13 protein-coding genes, 1 tRNA gene and 1 pseudogene are annotated in these 17,346 nt (G+C 46.7%); 2 read left to right on the forward strand and 13 right to left on the reverse strand.

The window, feature by feature from the left end; translation table 11 throughout:
- Positions 1–295: 295 nt before the first annotated feature.
- From A8L45_RS06595 to A8L45_RS06605, 3 genes are all read right to left on the reverse strand, one after another.
- Positions 296–372, reverse strand: a tRNA-Val gene (locus tag A8L45_RS06595).
- 207 nt (positions 373–579) lie between these two features.
- Positions 580–1,542 carry a DUF3080 family protein gene (locus A8L45_RS06600; RefSeq protein WP_175401931.1) on the reverse strand — a complete coding sequence of 321 codons (963 nt, stop codon included), beginning with the start codon at positions 1,540–1,542 and terminating at the stop codon, positions 580–582.
- Between the two features lie 183 nt (positions 1,543–1,725).
- On the reverse strand, positions 1,726–2,943 hold the full coding sequence (locus A8L45_RS06605) for a sugar efflux transporter (protein WP_068900467.1): 1,218 nt from the start codon (positions 2,941–2,943) through the stop codon (positions 1,726–1,728).
- 207 nt (positions 2,944–3,150) lie between these two features.
- On the opposite strand from A8L45_RS06605, the gene A8L45_RS06610 reads away from it, so the two are divergent.
- Positions 3,151–4,056 (forward strand): helix-turn-helix domain-containing protein, encoded by a 906-nt coding sequence (locus tag A8L45_RS06610; RefSeq protein WP_068900513.1) that lies wholly within the window; start codon positions 3,151–3,153, stop codon positions 4,054–4,056.
- A 175-nt stretch (positions 4,057–4,231) separates the two neighbouring features.
- On the opposite strand, the pseudogene A8L45_RS06615 reads toward A8L45_RS06610, so the two are convergent.
- A pseudogene (locus A8L45_RS06615) lies at positions 4,232–5,601 on the reverse strand (MATE family efflux transporter).
- A gap of 331 nt (positions 5,602–5,932) precedes the next feature.
- Here A8L45_RS06615 and A8L45_RS06620 point away from each other — a divergent pair.
- Complete coding sequence (locus A8L45_RS06620; RefSeq protein WP_068900469.1) at positions 5,933–6,544, forward strand: riboflavin synthase; 612 nt, start codon at positions 5,933–5,935, stop codon at positions 6,542–6,544.
- Positions 6,545–6,684: 140 nt separating this feature from the next.
- On the opposite strand, the gene A8L45_RS06625 is transcribed toward A8L45_RS06620, so the two are convergent.
- From A8L45_RS06625 to A8L45_RS06665, 9 genes are all read right to left on the reverse strand, one after another.
- Positions 6,685–6,888 carry a CPXCG motif-containing cysteine-rich protein gene (locus tag A8L45_RS06625; RefSeq protein WP_068900471.1) on the reverse strand — a complete coding sequence of 68 codons (204 nt, stop codon included), beginning with the start codon at positions 6,886–6,888 and terminating at the stop codon, positions 6,685–6,687.
- Between the two features lie 760 nt (positions 6,889–7,648).
- The gene (locus tag A8L45_RS06630) at positions 7,649–8,512 is read right to left on the reverse strand and encodes a fructosamine kinase family protein (protein ID WP_068900473.1); all 864 of its coding nucleotides are present in this window, start codon (positions 8,510–8,512) and stop codon (positions 7,649–7,651) included.
- A 180-nt stretch (positions 8,513–8,692) separates the two neighbouring features.
- Positions 8,693–10,225, reverse strand: coding sequence for a histidine ammonia-lyase (hutH, locus tag A8L45_RS06635; RefSeq protein ID WP_068900475.1), 1,533 nt, complete (start codon positions 10,223–10,225; stop codon positions 8,693–8,695).
- A gap of 9 nt (positions 10,226–10,234) precedes the next feature.
- On the reverse strand, positions 10,235–11,929 hold the full coding sequence (gene hutU, locus A8L45_RS06640) for a urocanate hydratase (RefSeq protein ID WP_068900477.1): 1,695 nt from the start codon (positions 11,927–11,929) through the stop codon (positions 10,235–10,237).
- On the reverse strand, positions 11,929–12,933 hold the full coding sequence (gene hutG, locus A8L45_RS06645) for a formimidoylglutamase (protein ID WP_068900480.1): 1,005 nt from the start codon (positions 12,931–12,933) through the stop codon (positions 11,929–11,931). Before hutG ends, hutU begins: the two co-directional genes overlap by 1 nt.
- Complete coding sequence (gene hutI / locus A8L45_RS06650; RefSeq protein WP_068900482.1) at positions 12,930–14,141, reverse strand: imidazolonepropionase; 1,212 nt, start codon at positions 14,139–14,141, stop codon at positions 12,930–12,932. The genes hutG and hutI overlap by 4 nt, the downstream gene beginning before the upstream one ends.
- Before the next feature lie 384 nt (positions 14,142–14,525).
- Positions 14,526–15,236: a histidine utilization transcriptional repressor HutC gene (hutC, locus tag A8L45_RS06655; RefSeq protein ID WP_068900484.1), complete on the reverse strand. Its 711-nt coding sequence runs from the start codon at positions 15,234–15,236 to the stop codon at positions 14,526–14,528.
- A gap of 229 nt (positions 15,237–15,465) precedes the next feature.
- Positions 15,466–16,827, reverse strand: coding sequence for a tetratricopeptide repeat protein (locus tag A8L45_RS06660; protein WP_068900487.1), 1,362 nt, complete (start codon positions 16,825–16,827; stop codon positions 15,466–15,468).
- Positions 16,828–16,906: 79 nt separating this feature from the next.
- On the reverse strand, positions 16,907–17,320 hold the full coding sequence (locus tag A8L45_RS06665) for an OsmC family peroxiredoxin (protein ID WP_068900489.1): 414 nt from the start codon (positions 17,318–17,320) through the stop codon (positions 16,907–16,909).
- Between the last annotated feature and the right edge of the window lie 26 nt (positions 17,321–17,346).

Consider the following 17,346-nt stretch of genomic DNA (forward strand, 5'->3'; position numbering starts at 1 on the left):
GAGCTCCGAGAGTTAGATGAAACCCCGTATTTTCCTTTCCAAAACCTAGCCAGTTCTTTATCTAATCTTTTAGATGCCAACATAGTTTTGATCACCACAGTGACCAAAAACGCCAATTTTCGATGGTAGTCAGGCTAGATATATGAAAATTCATATAGAAAATTGGGTGAAAGTTATGAGAGTAGGGTGGTGAATTGTGGGATTTAGATTTAATTAATTGATTTATAGTATTTTTATCTAAAGGCTTAGACTAGGAAATTTATTCTGATAAAGAGATGGTTCTTAAGAGAGAAATTGGTACGACCGAGTGGATTCGAACCACCGACCCCCACCATGTCAAGGTGGTGCTCTAACCAACTGAGCTACGGTCGTATTACGCTTTGTTTCTCTCGAAAGCGGGATGAATATTAGCGGCAACCTTGCTGCTAAGCAAGCGATTAACCGCAACTTTTTGTACTTTTAAGTCCGTTTGATGAAAAGGTGTTCATTACGTTCGCATATCAAACACATTTTCTCGTTTAAGGCCCGTTGGGCGAGGTGAATGTTTAAATCGATACGAAGATTTCGGTGATATCATACCTATCGGATGAGTCGGATATTGCACCGCTCGAACAAAGACTTCCAATAAAAGACATGATCTTTTACTGATTTTTTATAAAGTTGGTAGTGAAGGCCGGTAAAGTAGGCTGTTTTATATTCATCAAACTGACGGGGGCTGTCCGCATAGAGCGCAATTTTTTCTAAAGAGGGGGACACATCCAGATACATGGTGTCTATGGATGACAGGTAGGGCTGTATTTTCTTGATGTAAAACTCATCAAACACATTCCTCAGGTACTTTGCTTTGGTTTGATTGATATTTTCACCACATAAAATCCGATGGTCATTTTCTTCAAGCTGTTTGTTTATTGCCGTTAACCAGCGTCGACTCTCATCGATAGACAGAAACAGGCTTCCGAGCATTTTTTGCTTTTCAATCGTTTCTTGCCACGGCGTCACTGAAACCTCGAGGCCATTGGGTGACTGCACAGATGCGAAAGCTGAAATGGCGGACACGACAGCGGTTCGTGGCGTGGCTTCGTTAACATTGAGCATGGTAGCGGGAAGCACCAGTTGTTTGTTCCAGGCATCGCTGCCGCCAATTGCATTCCAGTATCGGGTCGGTAGCTGGCGTGTTTTTACGTCAATGGCTTCTTGGAGCTCTTTCTTTATATCTACGTCTTCAACCAGCGGCATGCATGCGTTGGCTTTTCTTAAAAACGTAATTTCGTAGTCCAACAGCCTGAACGGATCCTGAATTTTACCCAGCACAGAATTGCGCTCTGCAATTAACTCAAACAAACCGCATTTGCGAAGGTCGTAGGCGTCGAGCAGGCCAAATCTCACATCTTCAATAGGTTGAATAAGTTCGCGTTTACGGGGGAGCGGCACTTTGTAGGAGTCAGCAAGCGCTACGGTGTCAGAATCAGTAACATTCGCCAGTCGTTGCTGATAGGTTTTGAACAAATCTGCAGTGTTGTCGTCTGATTGACATCCTGTCATTACGATGAGTAAGCAACAAATAACTAACTGACGCAAAATGTGACACTCCATGGCCGACTTTTTTTATTCATTACGAAGTATATTGGATTCAGGACTAGATAGAAGGAAAAAAGTCAGCGTGTTTCAGTGGAAGAGAAACCACAGAAGTGGCTTCATCTCTTTGTTTTATTTATTAAATGAAGTCTAGGTAGATAGGGATTTTCTGCTTTGATGACGAAGAACTAGGCTCGGTACTACGATCAAGAGCAGTGAAATACTTGTTGCGCCTGCACTGAGGTAAAAGGCGAAATGGTAGTTGATGTACTCGCCGATGAAGCCAAAAGCAAGTGCTGCGGTCAGAGTGCCCAACTGAATACCGTTACTGAAGAGGGTCGTCGCGACGCCCCGCTGAGTTGGCATCATATCTTGTAAAATGACCATGCCCAGTGTGGCAGTGGTGCCAATGAAAATACCGTTGAGTATTTGGAGTACAAACATCTGCCATATTGCTGTTGTTTGGGACATCGCAAGTGAGAAGATCACACCACAGGTTACGCCGAACGCCACCATCCGCTTTGCGCCAAAATATTTCACCAACAACCCGCCACCAATCATAATTGGAATCTCAATGAACGCCGCGAGGCCAAACAGTTTTCCTACCCATGACGAGGCGACCTGCATTTCATTCATGATGTAGAGAGGCAGGCTGATAATGTAAAGGTTGTTGGCGAAGAACATCAGCCAGACGGCAAGGGCAAAAAGCACCACTTTTGGGATGGTGTACCAAGGCGTGAAGGATGCTACTCGCGCTTGGTTGGTATCTGAATCTTTGTCAGTCGTGTCGCCTGTTTGTGTTTTGACATCTGGCAGCATAAAAACCACCAAGATGATATTGACCAGTGAGATGGCTGCCGATATTGCAAAGGTAAAGGTGAATCCATAGGCGTCATGGCAGATGAATGCCAGCGGCGGCCCTAATACCCATGCAATCGCAATGCAGGCACGCGATGAGGTCATCAACAAGTGACTGTCAGTATCGGGTTGAGAATCAGCATATTCTCGGATCAATGCAAAGATCTGGGGCAGTGTCAGCGCATTAAATGAAAATATGGCGATAGCGACTGTCAGTGCGACAACGTAACTTCGTGTGGCGGCAAAGACTAATGATGCCACCAGCGTACAGACGAGCCCGAGCAGAATCAGTTTTTTTCGAGCAATGCCCCGGTCAGAAAAGGTGGCTATCCACTGTGATACCAAAATACCACTGGTAATAGACAAACAAAGAAAAACGCTGACCATCAGTGGCTTTGCTTCAAGAGCTTCAGTCAGATATAGCGTCAGCAGAGGCGTCATAAACGCACCCGCCAGACCACACAATAGGCAGGTGGTGACGAATGTGATGACGGTAGGAGAGAGTTTCATTGGTGCTCCAGAGCAATGACAGATGTGAATTTCAACGTGCTCTAGATTACTGTGTACATCCGATGTGTTGTGATAAAAATCGGTCCAGAAATAATGAAATCCATTCAAATTTCATGACGTTGATGGGAGTATTTGAGTATATGTGTGTCATTCTGTGCTGGGAAAACCTTACTTGCTGGCGCAGTCATTTTCAGATGCAAACATAATATGAAACCACAAATAGAAGCGATTAGTAGTGACAACAAGGTGAGCTGGCGTTTCGCAAGATTCGATTGGCAAGGACGACAACACAAGGCGGGCGACGAACTGAAATGTAGCGGCTGGCATTATCACAACGAGTATGAGTTAGTACTCTATCAAGACCCTGATGCGCTATTTACCGGCAATATTTTTGCCGGGGATTATATTGGTGAGCCGTCTCATAACACTATGTTGCTCTATGGCCCCGGCTTGCCACATATGATATCTGGTCGAGTGAACACAGTGTCTGAAAATGGCATTGTTACTTATGTTTTATGGTTTTCTCCGCAATGGATAGAAGAGATCATCACTGCTGTTCCTGCCTTATCGACCCTTAGGACCACGCTCGATAAATCAACAAAAGGGTTAACGTTCAGTCAGGATACCGTCGGTCGGGTGGCAGATATCATGAATCGAAATCCCACCTTATTGGGTCCGGCAAGACAATTTTCAGTTGTCATCGATATTTTGTTGTTATTGGCTGAGGATACAAGCAGTAAGACAGTGAATAAGGTGGACTATGGCTTTGTGCCTGTTGTTGATGATCGTGCAGAGTGTCGGGTCGATATGGCACGGCGCTATATAGAGCAGCATTATCAACAGCCCATTTATGTTGCTGATCTTTGCCGCCATTTACACATGAGCGAAAGTTCGGTGTATCGGTTGTTTGAACGCCACTTTTTGGAAAGCCTCAGCGAGCATATAAAAAATTACCGGGTGGGGAAGGCGTGTGAATTGCTGATACAGACAAAAAAACCTATTTCATGGATTGCTCAGCAGGCTGGCTTCGCTAATTTGTCGAACTTCAACCGCCACTTTAAGGAAATTAAAGGCGTTACGCCGTCACACTTTCGTCGACAGTTCTATGTGTGATAACTGGGCTGTGCGTGAAAAAAGCGAAGTGTGAAAAGAGCTAGGTGCTGGATAAGAGTTAAGTGCGGGATAAGAGCTAAGGTATTCGCAGAATGGATAGGCGACGAGGTCTTAGAAAAAGGAAGGGGCTGTTCACGCCCCTTCGAATTCAACCTTTCAAGATACTGTTTCTAGATTATCTCTCGGCCATTGCCAATTGAAAGTCTGTTGGCTGACGTCTTATCCAGATAAGACGTATTCCAAGCAGCACTGCTGCAACTGACAGGCCGATGATAAGGCCAATCCAAAAACCGGTCGCTCCCATAGGGTCGGTGAAAATATCAGTTATCCCGAGAATATAGCCGACGGGTACACCAACAAACCAGTACGCAATCAGTGTTAGGTAGAAAATGGCACGGGTATCTTTGTAGCCTCGCAGCGCTCCGGCCGCGACCACCTGAATGGCGTCAGTACACTGGTAGACAGCGGCAAGAATCAGCAACCATGCAGCAATTGCTGCACATCATGATTGTCGGTGTATAAATCGATGATCTGCTCTCTGAACACAACGGTCAGGAAAGCGGTGATCACTGAAGCAAATAGGCCGATATAAATACCGAGTTTTGCTGATGCGCCCGCGCCGAACGTACTTTTTTCACCCAGTTGATGGCCGACCCTTATACTGACAGCTGTCGCCAGACTCAGGGGCAACATAAAGACCAGTGATGAAAAGTTTATCGCTACCTGGTGTGCGGCAACTACATCTGCGCCAAGAGGCGCGATTAGCAAGGCGACCATTGAAAACATGGTTACTTCGAAAAACAAAGAACCTGCGACAGGCAAACCCAATTTAAAGATACGTTTCTGGGCAGAAAAATCGATTCGACTGAAATGGCTGAACAAATTGAGTTTATTAAGTCGTCTATTTTTCAGAATATAAACCAGCATTGCAGCGGCCATCAGCCAGTAGACGAGGGCAGTGGCGACACCACAACCGACACCTCCAAGCATGGGTGCACCAAATTTACCGTAAACAAAAATCCAGTTGAGCGGTATATTCACAATGAGCCCGGCAAATCCGATGATCATGGCAGGGATAGTCATCGAGACTCCCTCACACAAATTTCGGAGAACCTGAAACAGCAGGACGGCGGGGGCTCCCCACAAAACAGCATGCATGTAGCCAATAATTTTTTCTGTCATGGCTGGGTCGATATCCATATACAGGATCAATGCATCTGTGTTGGCCAGCAAGAGCATCATGGGCAGCGCAATCATCAGCGATAGATAAATTCCCTGATGGAGTTGAAAGGGGATTTTTTCAACTCGTCCTGAGCCACTCAGCTGGGAAATAATGGGCACCATGGCCATCAGAACACCAATGCCAAATAATACTGTCGGGAACCAAATACTGGATGCAACGGCTACGGCGGCCATGTCTGTTGGACTGACACCACCAGCCATGACTGTATCTACAAATCCCATACCCGTTTGAGCGAGTTGGGCAATCAGGACGGGCGTTCCCAATTTGATGATTGAGACGGCCTCTTGGCGATAGTTGTACAAAGAAAACTCCGAGGATTATTGTTCCATTAGAAAAATGGAATGGAAAAAGCGTGTTTGCCGACCAATATCACCATAGAGTAAGAAATATGTCCATTGATATGTTGATAAATTATACATAAGCAGAGCATATATCTATTCGAGTTGTTAAACTCATCTAAACCTGTGTTTGACCTATTTCAGTGTAAATAGTGTATTGATACCTATTGAGTTCATCGAGGTTAGGAATAAAAATATGATTCACATATACTCAGGCGACTGGGGACCACACATCGTGGGTTTCTACATACTCACCCATCACAGCATTATCTCGTAAAGAACAATAGGGAGCCTTATGTTTACCGGCATCGTACAGGGGACAGCACAAGTTGTTGAGGTTGTGCAAAAAGAAAAGTTTCAGAGCCACGCTTTGGCTTTTGAGGAAAACTGGCGTGACGGCCTCGAAATTGGTGCTTCAGTGGCACATAACGGATGTTGTCTTACCGTCACCCGGATAGAAAATAATATCGTCTGGTTCGATTTAATGCAGGCAACATTGTCACTGACTAACCTTGGCGATATCAATGTTGGAGATAAAGTCAATATTGAGCGGGCTGCTAAATTCGGTGACGAAATCGGTGGTCACAGCATGTCAGGCCATATTATGTGTACGGCAGATATTACCGAGGTCATTCTCAGTGAGAATAACAAACAAGTCTGGTTTTCTGTGCCTGGAAATATTGTTAAATATGTTTTCGATAAAGGTTACATAGGTATCGACGGGATCAGCCTGACAATTGGTGAGGTTCGCGGCAATACGTTCTGTGTCAATCTTATTCCGGAAACCATTTCTCGCACGAACCTTGGTTGGAAAGCGGAAGGTGACAGGGTCAATATTGAAGTAGACCCACAAACGCAGGCGGTTGTTGATACTGTCGAGCGAGTCATGGCTGCTAAACAGTCCTGATATGAATGTTAACGTAGCGATTGACCTCAGTCGCTCTTTTCAAGTGATCTGAAAACTTACACTCATCTTTTAACTTAATTTACACGGCCTGATAATACCTGACAGCTTATCCACTCAAGTATTATCATGCCGCTCTTTTGTCAAAAAACCTGTTCATCATCTGCATCAACAAATAAGCTGATTTTTCTATGTTGGCTGTCGACTTTTAAGTTTAAATGGATTGCGTTGTAACATGCTGGGCAATCATCATAAAACTCTTGGTCTCCACCGCTTATATCAAGTGTTAACCGGATTTTATGTCCACAGTGTGGGCAGTCTATGCCTCTCTCAGTGAAGTTCTGCATCCTTTTCTCCTTCTGGGGTCGCCAAGTGTGGCTCCAGTCATTATCAAACTCCTTAAGACAATGACCCTGACAAAATTCATACTAGGCAACAAACATTTTTCTATCTAAAAATTAATAACAAAGTTGGATATGTCGCGAATTATTCGTCAAAATTCCAACGATTAGGTGATACTGCTTAAGATTTTTTATTTAAAATAGCGTTCGGTATTAATACAAAACTTTAGCAGACGAATAACTTTTAACCAGTAAAATGACTTATTTCTCATTTATAGAACTTAATTGGCCGAAAGATAAAAAATATCTTGCATTTATATTTTTTATCTTTTGTAAAGATGGGATGTTAATTTATCTTACGATTTAACCAAGGGATTAATAAGTAATTCATACTTAAAATAGAAAAATGATATAAGCGACATGAACAATGAATCTTCAGAGGTGTTTGGCGAGGCGTTGGTCAATATTAAGCCAAAAGTCCTGTGGGGCTCTCAATAATGATGGAGGCTAATTGTTATTCAAATGTTCAGGTTATTCTCACTTAAGACGTGTATTTAACAACGAACAAATAGTGAGAAAACGATAGTGTATTAATAAACATTGTGTCTCATTTTATTTTAATAACGAGACATAATTGGACAGATTTATTTTTATTCCAGACCCTTGTTGAACATTTATATTTTCCTTAACTGACAGGTTCATAACTTATTATTTCTTTTGTCAGAAGCATCATCACATTTATCTCTACCAGCACCTTGTCTCGATGTTAAATGAGACGCAGAGACGCCATCATGTCCTCAGCGTCGGTAATATAATGTCCGCCAAAGAGTAATGCGTGGTTTAGAAGATGGTATAGGTTATACATATCCCGCCGCTCTGCATAAGACGCTTCCAGCGGCCAGACTTCGTTATAACCTTGATAGAAGCTGTCAGGAAAACGGCCAAATAACTCGGTCATCGCGATGTCCGTTTCCCTGTCACCCCAGTATGCTGCGGGGTCAAAGAATATTGGGCCGAGAACAGACAGTCCTGTATTGCCAAGCCAAAGGTCTCCGTGAAGTAGACACGGTTTGGGCTGATGACCAGATAAACGCTCTTTCACCTTCGCGGTGACTGAGTCGAGGTCACCGAAATACAAGCCCCGCTCGGCCGCTAGTTGCAATTGCCAGCTGATTCTCTGCTCAGCGAAAAATACGTTCCACTTGCGATGCCAGTTATTAGGTTGCTCTGTACGCCCGATATAATTGTCGATATCGAAGCCGTACTCTGGCTGCTCACCCCATTTGTGTTGACTGGCAAGTTGTCTGCCGAGCAGATAGGCGCTCTCGTTATCGAGGTTTTTAAGTGCGAGATAATTGAGGACTAATACAGCATGGTCTTTTACTGCACCTATAAAAATCACCTCAGGTACATCGACTTCGCTACAGAGTGCTAAATGTCGCAAGCTCTCCGCTTCGGATTCAAACATAGGTAGTTTGTTGCGATCATTGAGCTTGACGAAGAAACGCGTGTCGCCATCACCGACGATAAAGCATTCGCTAATATCTCCACCGTCGACAGGCGTTTTTTCACTGATGCTTACTGGCTGACCCGTTACCGCGGTCAGTTGAAGAGACAAAGATTGCCACATTTTTGTTCTCCCGCCCTGCAATGTAATATCAATAGGGACTGATTCAATAGTAGCCTAAACACAAGGATCTGAAACGTCGCGAGAATTGGAATTGGCACCCTGTAAAAATGTTAACAAGTAAAAAGCCCCCGGAGAGGAGGCTTTGTTATCGCTAAACAGCATTAATTCATAGGGGTAGCATCAGATGCTGGGTAGCAGGCTTGCGGGCATCAAGTTGTTATAAACCGCTTCTTTCAACAACTGGTCTGCTTTTTCGATATCAGGCGCAAAATATCGGTCTTTATCATAAAAATCCACTCTCTCGCGCAATGCTCCTTTCGCCTGCTCCAGTTTCGGCGAAGACTTCAGCGGTGCACGAAAATCAATACCCTGACAAGCTGCCAGTAGTTCAACCGCAAGAATACCCCGCGTATTTTCTGCCATATCGCTAAGACGTCGACCCGCAAACGTAGCCATAGAAACATGGTCTTCCTGATTGGCAGATGTCGGCAGACTGTCTACTGAGGCAGGGTGAGCCAGTGTTTTGTTTTCGCTTGCCAGCGCAGCAGATGTAACCTGAGCAATCATAAAGCCACTGTTTACACCACCGTTGTCGACCAAAAATGGTGGTAACTTACTCAGACCACTGTCGATAAGCAATGCCATACGACGCTCTGATAAGCTGCCTATCTCGGCAATTGCCAGTGCAAGATTATCTGCTGCCATGGCAACGGGTTCTGCATGGAAATTTCCGCCTGAGATAATGTCATTGGCTTCTGAGAACACCAGCGGGTTATCAGAAACGGCATTAGCTTCGACCTGAAGGACAGATGACGCAGAGCGAATCTGCTCAAGACAGGCACCCATGACCTGCGGCTGACAGCGCAGGGAGTAGGGATCCTGGACTTTTTCACAGCATACATGGCTCTGGCCAATCTCACTGTCATCTTCCAGAACATGGCGATAAGCAGCGGCAGCATCAATTTGAGTCTGGTGTCCGCGCACGGCATGAATGCGGTTATCAAACGGACGACGACTGCCAAGTGCGGCTTCAACCGACAGCGCACCACATACTGTTGCCGAGGCATAAAGGTCTTCTGCAGCAAATAAGCCTTCAAGAGCAAAAGCGGTCGATGCCTGCGTGCCGTTAAGCAGAGCAAGGCCTTCTTTAGGACCGAGAGTGATGGGAGACAGCCCGGCAAGTTTCAACGCTTCTGTTCCTGTAACAATTTCACCATTGTGACGCGCATGCCCTTCTCCCAGAAGCACTGTGCTCATGTGAGCAAGCGGAGCCAGATCGCCTGATGCACCTACTGAGCCTTTCTTGGGAATACATGGATAAACTTCTGCATTAAGAAGTGCAGCCAGTGCCTCAACCACTGAATAGCGAATGCCAGAAAAGCCACGAGCCAGTCCGTTGATTTTCAGTACCATCATCAGACGAACCGTATCATCTGACATATATTCACCAATACCGGCGGCATGCGAAAGTACGATACTTTTTTGCAGTGTTTCCAGATCTTCGCGGTCGATACGGGTGTTAGCCAGCAGACCAAACCCTGTATTAATGCCGTAAACGACACGCCCCTCATCCAATACGCGGCTTACAGTATCAATGCTCGCTTGCATCTCATCAGCCACACCGTCGGCAAAGGTAATGTTGACAGGCTGACGACTGACTTCACGCAGTTGGTTCAGAGTGACTTTGCCCGGATGAATCGTTAATTGGTACATGTCAGCTCCTTATTTTTTAACCGGCGTGTTTGGTAGGTCCAGCAAAGGCAAATCCAGATTTTGCTCTTTGGCACAATTCACAGCGATGTCATACCCCGCGTCTGCATGACGCATTACACCGGTCGCTGGGTCGTTGTGAAGCACGCGACCAACACGTTTGGCTGCATCGTCGGTACCGTCACAAACAATGACAACACCTGAGTGTTGTGAGAAGCCCATGCCAACACCGCCGCCATGGTGCAGGGATACCCATGTCGCACCAGACGCTGTGTTGAGCAGTGCGTTCAGCAGAGGCCAGTCTGATACAGCATCTGAGCCATCCAGCATGCCTTCTGTTTCGCGGTTCGGGCTGGCAACAGATCCTGAATCCAGGTGGTCACGGCCGATCACGATTGGCGCTTTCAGCTCGCCGTTTTTCACCATTTCGTTAAAGGCCAGAGCCAGACGTGCACGGTCTTTCAGACCTACCCAACAGATACGGGCAGGCAGGCCTTGAAACTGAATGCGCTCGCGGGCCATATCCAGCCAGTTATGTAGGTGAGGGTTATCTGGGATCAGCTCTTTCACTTTCTGATCGGTTTTGTAGATATCCTCAGGATCACCAGACAATGCCGCCCAGCGGAAAGGACCAATACCCTCACAGAACAACGGACGGATATAGGCAGGAACAAAGCCCGGGAAGTTGAATGCGTCTTCAACACCGGTCTCCAGTGCCATCTGACGGATATTGTTGCCATAGTCCAAAGTAGCAGCGCCACGCTGTTGCAGCGTCAGCATCGCACGGACCTGAACCGCCATTGCCGCTTTGGCAGCTGATACCACACCAGATTCATCTTTCTGACGCTCATCGGCAGCTTTATTCATGCTCCAGCCCTGTGGCAGGTAGCCATTGAGGGGGTCATGAGCGGATGTTTGGTCGGTGACGACATCGGGTGTAATGCCACGTTTAACCAGCTCAGGGAATATGTCGGCAGCATTGCCCAGTAGGCCAATGGAAATCGGCGTCTGGTTATCGAGTGATTCTTGCAACATCTCAAGCGCTTCATCCAGTGACGTCGCTTTTTTATCGACGTAACCGGTGCGAAGGCGATAATCGATACGGCTTTCATCACATTCAACGGCAATCATTGAGAAGCCTGCCATGGTGCCAGCCAGTGGCTGTGCGCCACCCATACCGCCAAGTCCACCCGTCAGGATCCAGCGTCCTGTTGCATCACCATCGAAGTGCTTTTTGGCGACGGCAACGAACGTTTCGTAAGTGCCCTGAACAATGCCTTGTGAGCCAATGTAAATCCAGCTGCCGGCAGTCATTTGTCCGTACATTGCCAGACCTTGCTTATCCAGCTCGTTGAAATGCTCCCAGTTTGCCCAGTGAGGTACCAGATTTGAGTTCGCAATCAGTACCCGTGGCGCATCTTTATGGGTTGGAAACACCCCAACAGGCTTGCCTGATTGAACTAAAAGCGTTTGATCATCTTCAAGGCGCTTCAACACCTCAACAATTTTGTCATAACATTCCCAGTTACGCGCCGCACGGCCAATGCCACCATAAACCACTAGTGAATGTGGATGCTCCGCAACGTCAGGATGCAGATTGTTCATCAGCATACGCAGTGGCGCTTCGGTCAGCCATGACTTTGCGTTCAGCTCAGTACCAGTGGGGGCTTTGATTGTCCTTGTGGTATCCAGACGTGGGTCTGTCATCAGATAACTCCTTGTTGTTCATGAAATGCCGGTAAGTTGCGTGCAATTGTCCATATCAGACGCGCCGCAAGCCGGGCAGTATGTCCGTCAATATCAAATCTTGGGTTGTATTCTGCGATGTCAGCGAGGCGGATCTTTCTGTCGCCGTCTGCATTTTTCGCGTTCAGAATAAGGGATAACAGTGCTTCTACCATGGGGTATGCCACGCCGTGTGGTGCTGGAGCGGATACGCCCGGTGCAACCGCTGCGGGAAACACATCAAGGTCTATGGTGAGATAGAGCCAGTCACAGCGCTCGATAAATTCAGAGAGTCGGGCTGTAATGCTGTCAAAGTTTCGCTCGTTAAACTCAGTATCCTCAACGGTGAGCACTGAGAGATCGTTAGCTTTTTTAAACAGCGCCTGAGTATTCGAGGTACTGCTGACGCCGAGGCAGGCATATTCAAACGGCCACTGCCTGTTATGGCAGTATTCGGCAACCTGTGCGAAGGGCGTGCCTGAACTGCCGTGTGCACTTTCGCCACTCGGGGTTCTGAGATCAAAGTGTGCATCAAAGTTGATGATGCCAACGCGAGGTGCTCTTTCTGTGCCTTTTTGCTGAAGATGGTTGGCAAGGCCTTGAAAAGAGGCCCATGCGATCTCGTGTCCGCCACCTATGATGATGGGGAAGTGTTGTTGCCGTAGGGCTTCGCTGATATCTGCAGCAAGGATACGCTGAGCTTTTGCCAGATCATGATCATCACAACGGGTGTCACCTCCGTCATAGAGGTATCCGTGATGATGCCAGGCAAGATTGGCCAGCGCTTTTCTTACTTCTGTCGGACCATTGTAGGCACCGACGCGCCCTTTGTTTCGGGCGACACCTTCATCGCAGGCAAATCCCAGGATCATAGTGCCCGGATGGGTGGCCTCTTCGGCTGATTGCACCTTGTTGTGCAACCTAAGACCCAGATCTCCGTCTTCCGGATCGCTGCGGCCTGTCCATGCTGAAAGGTCGATGCTCATAAATCACTGCTCCTTTCGCCCTTGAGGTAACGTGCATGGAGTGACGGCAGACCAATCTGATAACTGAGCTGTGCTGGTTCATTCAGATCCCAGACTGCAAAATCAGCATCAAAGCCTGCGGCGATTTGTCCTTTATTGTGTAGTCCCAGAGCCTGTGCTGCATGACGTGTGACACCGTATAAATTTTCCTTTGGTGTCATACCGAACAGGGTCGAGCCCATATTCATCATCATGGTCAGGCTTGCAAAAGGTGAAGTGCCGGGATTGAAATCTGTGGCCAGCGCGATAGGAACGCCATTTTTGCGCAGCAGATTAACTGGTGGCTTCTGAGTTTCACGGAGAAAATAGAATGCGCCTGGTAAGAGTGTCGCGACTGTACCGTGTCTGGCGAGTGTCTCCACTCCAACCATATCGATGTATTCAACGTGGTCGACGGAGGTTGCCCCCATGCGTGCTGCCAGTGCACTGCCGCCCTGATTGGTCAGTTGTTCGGTGTGACCTTTAATTTTTAAACCATGTGCCTGAGCAGCTTCAAATACCCGGCCGCATTGAGCGGGGGTGAAGGCAATGGACTCACAAAAAACATCAACAGCATCAGCAAGATCATCTTCAGCGGCTGCCGGGATCATTTCTTCACATACCAGATTGATGTAGTCGTCACTGTGTCCCTGGAATTCAGGTGGTATCGCGTGAGCACCGAGAAGTGTGGTGGTAATGTTGACTTCAAGCTGTTCGCCGAGGTTTCTTGCAGCCTGGAGCATTTTGAGCTCATCTTTCAGTGTCAGGCCATAGCCGCTCTTTATTTCTATGGTAGTGACGCCGTCACGCATTAAAGCCTGTGCACGGGGAACAGCAAGTTCAGTAAGCTGTTCAACGCTGGCAGCTCGCGTTGCTTTCACTGTCGATAAGATGCCGCCGCCCCGACGGGAAATCTCCTCGTAAGGTACTCCGTTAAGGCGCATTTCAAACTCAGCAGCCCTGTCACCCGCGTGAATTAGGTGGGTGTGTGAGTCGATGAGACCGGGTGTGACAAGTCGTCCACCCAGAGACGTAACCTCGCAGTCACCATCGTTGATATTTTCGCCGACGGCAGTTATCACGCCGTCTTCAACCAGAATGTTGCAATGTTCTTTGACTTGATAGCCATCAATGTCATTAACCGGGCTGTCCATGGTGACAACGCGGCAGTCTTTAAATATCCGTTTCATGTGCTCTGACACTCACCTTTATGTCTATACAAATGTATAGACAAATATGAAGTAAATATCAAGAGTCAGTGATACAAAGACGTGACACCGCTTGTAAAGCTGAATGACCAGAGCTTAATTTTCAGTCATTTATCCTGCAATAAGATCGTACTTTGCCATTTGTCACTGGATAGTAAACATATGAACAGGAATATGTGTTAGCGAACAGCAGGGCGGTATTGGCAGTCAATTACGTCAGTTTTGACAGCGAAATGACAGATGAATGACTGCTAACTAATAGAAAAGAGACACTTTACACATTGGGCGTGCAGTCTAAGATACGCTCTTTAGAAGACTGCCATCGCGAATATAGTGTGGGTTCAATAGGTCATGTGATGGCAAGCCTTATGAAGATACATTGACCCTAGCACTGAGTTTGTATCGATCACCGGGGTGATAAAGGAGCGCTGAGCTGATCAGTTGTTGGCCGCTCCACGTCCGACGATGCAGTAAAAGACAAGGTTTCGTGGGTGAAATATCCAACAGTCGTGCAATGTTCGGCGGCGGCAGAATTGCCTCCACGGTATGCTCGATGGTACTGAGTGGACAGTTCTGCATAAGATATTGATGCGGGGTGATTTCATTAAAATCTTGACTGAGATAATGGCGTGCAAAGTCTGGATTAACCCACCGTACCTCGACCTGTATAGCTTTATCCTCTTCATAGTGCACAATTTCAGTTTTAAATACCGCTGAACCCAGCATTACCCCCAGACGCATGGCAACATCTTCAGGCGCAATAATGCTCTTTTGCAGTACGACTTCGCTATGGTGGTGGTGGCCTCGCTCTTTTATTTCGTCCGCGATATTTCTGATATCCATCAGCGGCGATTCTGCTTTGCTTTGACATACAAAGGTGCCAAGGCGGGGAGTGCGCTCCAGTAAACCCTGATTAACCAAATCCCTCACTGCTTTATTGACTGTCATCCGGCTGACTGAAAATTGCTCACACAATTCGGCTTCTGTCGGAATACGTGTGCCAACCGGCCACTCTCTTGAGTCGATTTTATTTTGTATATGGGTTTTGATTTGTTGGAATCTGGGCGCTTTTGTCATTTCTACAACCAATAATTGTGTATACAAATAAGGTAGTATAAATGATTGGCAGAAATCAAGCGTTGCACTTCGCAAATGGAGTCAGTCGGTTCCAGTTTGTTACCAGATGGAGGGATGTGGTGAAAGGGTGAGATATTGAGTCAGCCCAAAAGCGACCCGGCTATGAGTCGCTTTGTACTGTTGCATCGGAGATTTCATCCATCATAGATATTGCCAGAAAAGCCGCCGCTTACCCCGAGACTTTCTGCAAATAGGGCGTGATTGAATCATTTAAGGTAAGTGAATCAATCTGTCTGGCTTTCGTCAGGTATCCATCAACATCGTTACCGATTATTCGTTTCGCCAGTCTTTCCTTGAGAGCCGCTTTCATCATCGGCAGGTTTTCGCTGTTGCGATACGCCATTATCTGATACTGAAGAAACAAATCTTGCTGTGCGTGACTGCCACCCAATGCCAATTGATCATAACGAATTGGGGCGAGTCTGTCCGCTGCCCTCGCCGGATCACCCATATGGATATCCTCGATGGCCTTCGTTAATTGATAAGTCAGCCAAGGGTCATGATCTGATGATGACAGCCTGCGTGAAAGTTGATCATTCATTGATTTTAATTCGCCGAATCTTTCATTTCTGGCCAGCACAATTGCATTGTGGATATCAGTAAAGTCGTAGACATAGTCGAGTTTGGCATTTTCAACCGCCTCCAGCAGTTTCTTCCATCGGTCACCCACGTCGACACCAATGAAGCTCAGACGAGAAAGTAACGATGCACCATTTTGTATGTCTAGGTAAAAATCTGAGTTACCCGGATATACCTGCTGGTCGAATAGACTCAGGACTTTATCAACATTTCCCGACTCAAGGTGGAACAATGAAAGGTGCCACCATAGATGTCCGACAAAGGCATTGTGTTCATGAAACACGTGACTTTTAGGCTCTATCCAATCAATACCTTCTTCATTTCTGCCCTGCATTTCGAGAACATGCGCGACTGCATGAACGGCCCACATATCTGAGGGGTTCAGTTCAACGGCTCTGCGCGCATATTTCTCTGCCAGAGAATATTGTCCGAGCTCTTCCATCACGAAACCAACGGGTCCGATGAAAAAACCATAATCGGGTGTTGTCTCATCCCAGTAGGGCATCAATCTCGCGCATAGATCCGCGAGTCGGCGTCTTTGGCCCATCCAGAAGAGATTCATTGTCATTTGTCTGAATGCAACCAGATCGAAGGGCCATTTTGCTAAGATAGCGTCCCAGATTTCGATAGCACCTTTCAAATCACCTTTCGACCAGGTATTGACCGCATCTATATGTAATGATTCACGCTCTGTTGCTCCTTCTCTAAGAGAGTTGAGTTCAGAGCCTTTAATTGCCACATTGACGAGAGAGGAATAACGACCTTCGCTAGCCATACCATACGCCAACACAACCCGTGCCATGATAAATTCGGGATATTCATCAATCAGCGGTTGCAGATAACTGCCGAGGTTGGGGCGGTAGTCGTATAGCTTTTGAATGACATCCTGATATTTTTGTGCACCGGAATAATCAGTACCTGTCAGCGCAAGGCCTCTTACATCGGTAACCATAATACCTCCAGTATTTATGAAGCGTGCCACCTCATCGAGTGACACGCGGTGTAGTTTTTTACGTTTTGTTTACGTTGTTTTATACAAGCTTGATGGTCAGTGATATGTCTGTACCAGCAAATAGTCTGGATATAGGACATTTTTGCTTGGCGACAGCTGCCTGCTCCTGAAGGACTTCGTCAGTAAGGCCATCGGCGGATACGGTAGAGTCGAGTTCAATCTTTGTTATCTTGGGCCCGTCGTCTTCCCCGAGATGGACAGTTGCAGTGGTATTAATCGTCGGATTGAGTCCTTTCTCTGACAAGAGGGCAGATAAAAACATAGAAAAACAGCCAGAGTGAGCAGCACCGACCAGCTCTTCCGGGTTAGTACCTTCTCCATTTTCAAAACGCGATGCAAAGGTAAATGGACCGGATACATCGCCATATTGCATGTTCCCTTTACCGTCTTTTAGGGTACCTTCCCATGTTGCCTTTGCTTGTTGCACAGCCATAAAAAGCTCCTTTTATCATTAAGTTG

The sequence above is a fragment of the Veronia pacifica genome (assembly GCF_001707825.1).
In the GTDB taxonomy this organism is placed as follows: domain Bacteria; phylum Pseudomonadota; class Gammaproteobacteria; order Enterobacterales; family Vibrionaceae; genus Veronia; species Veronia pacifica.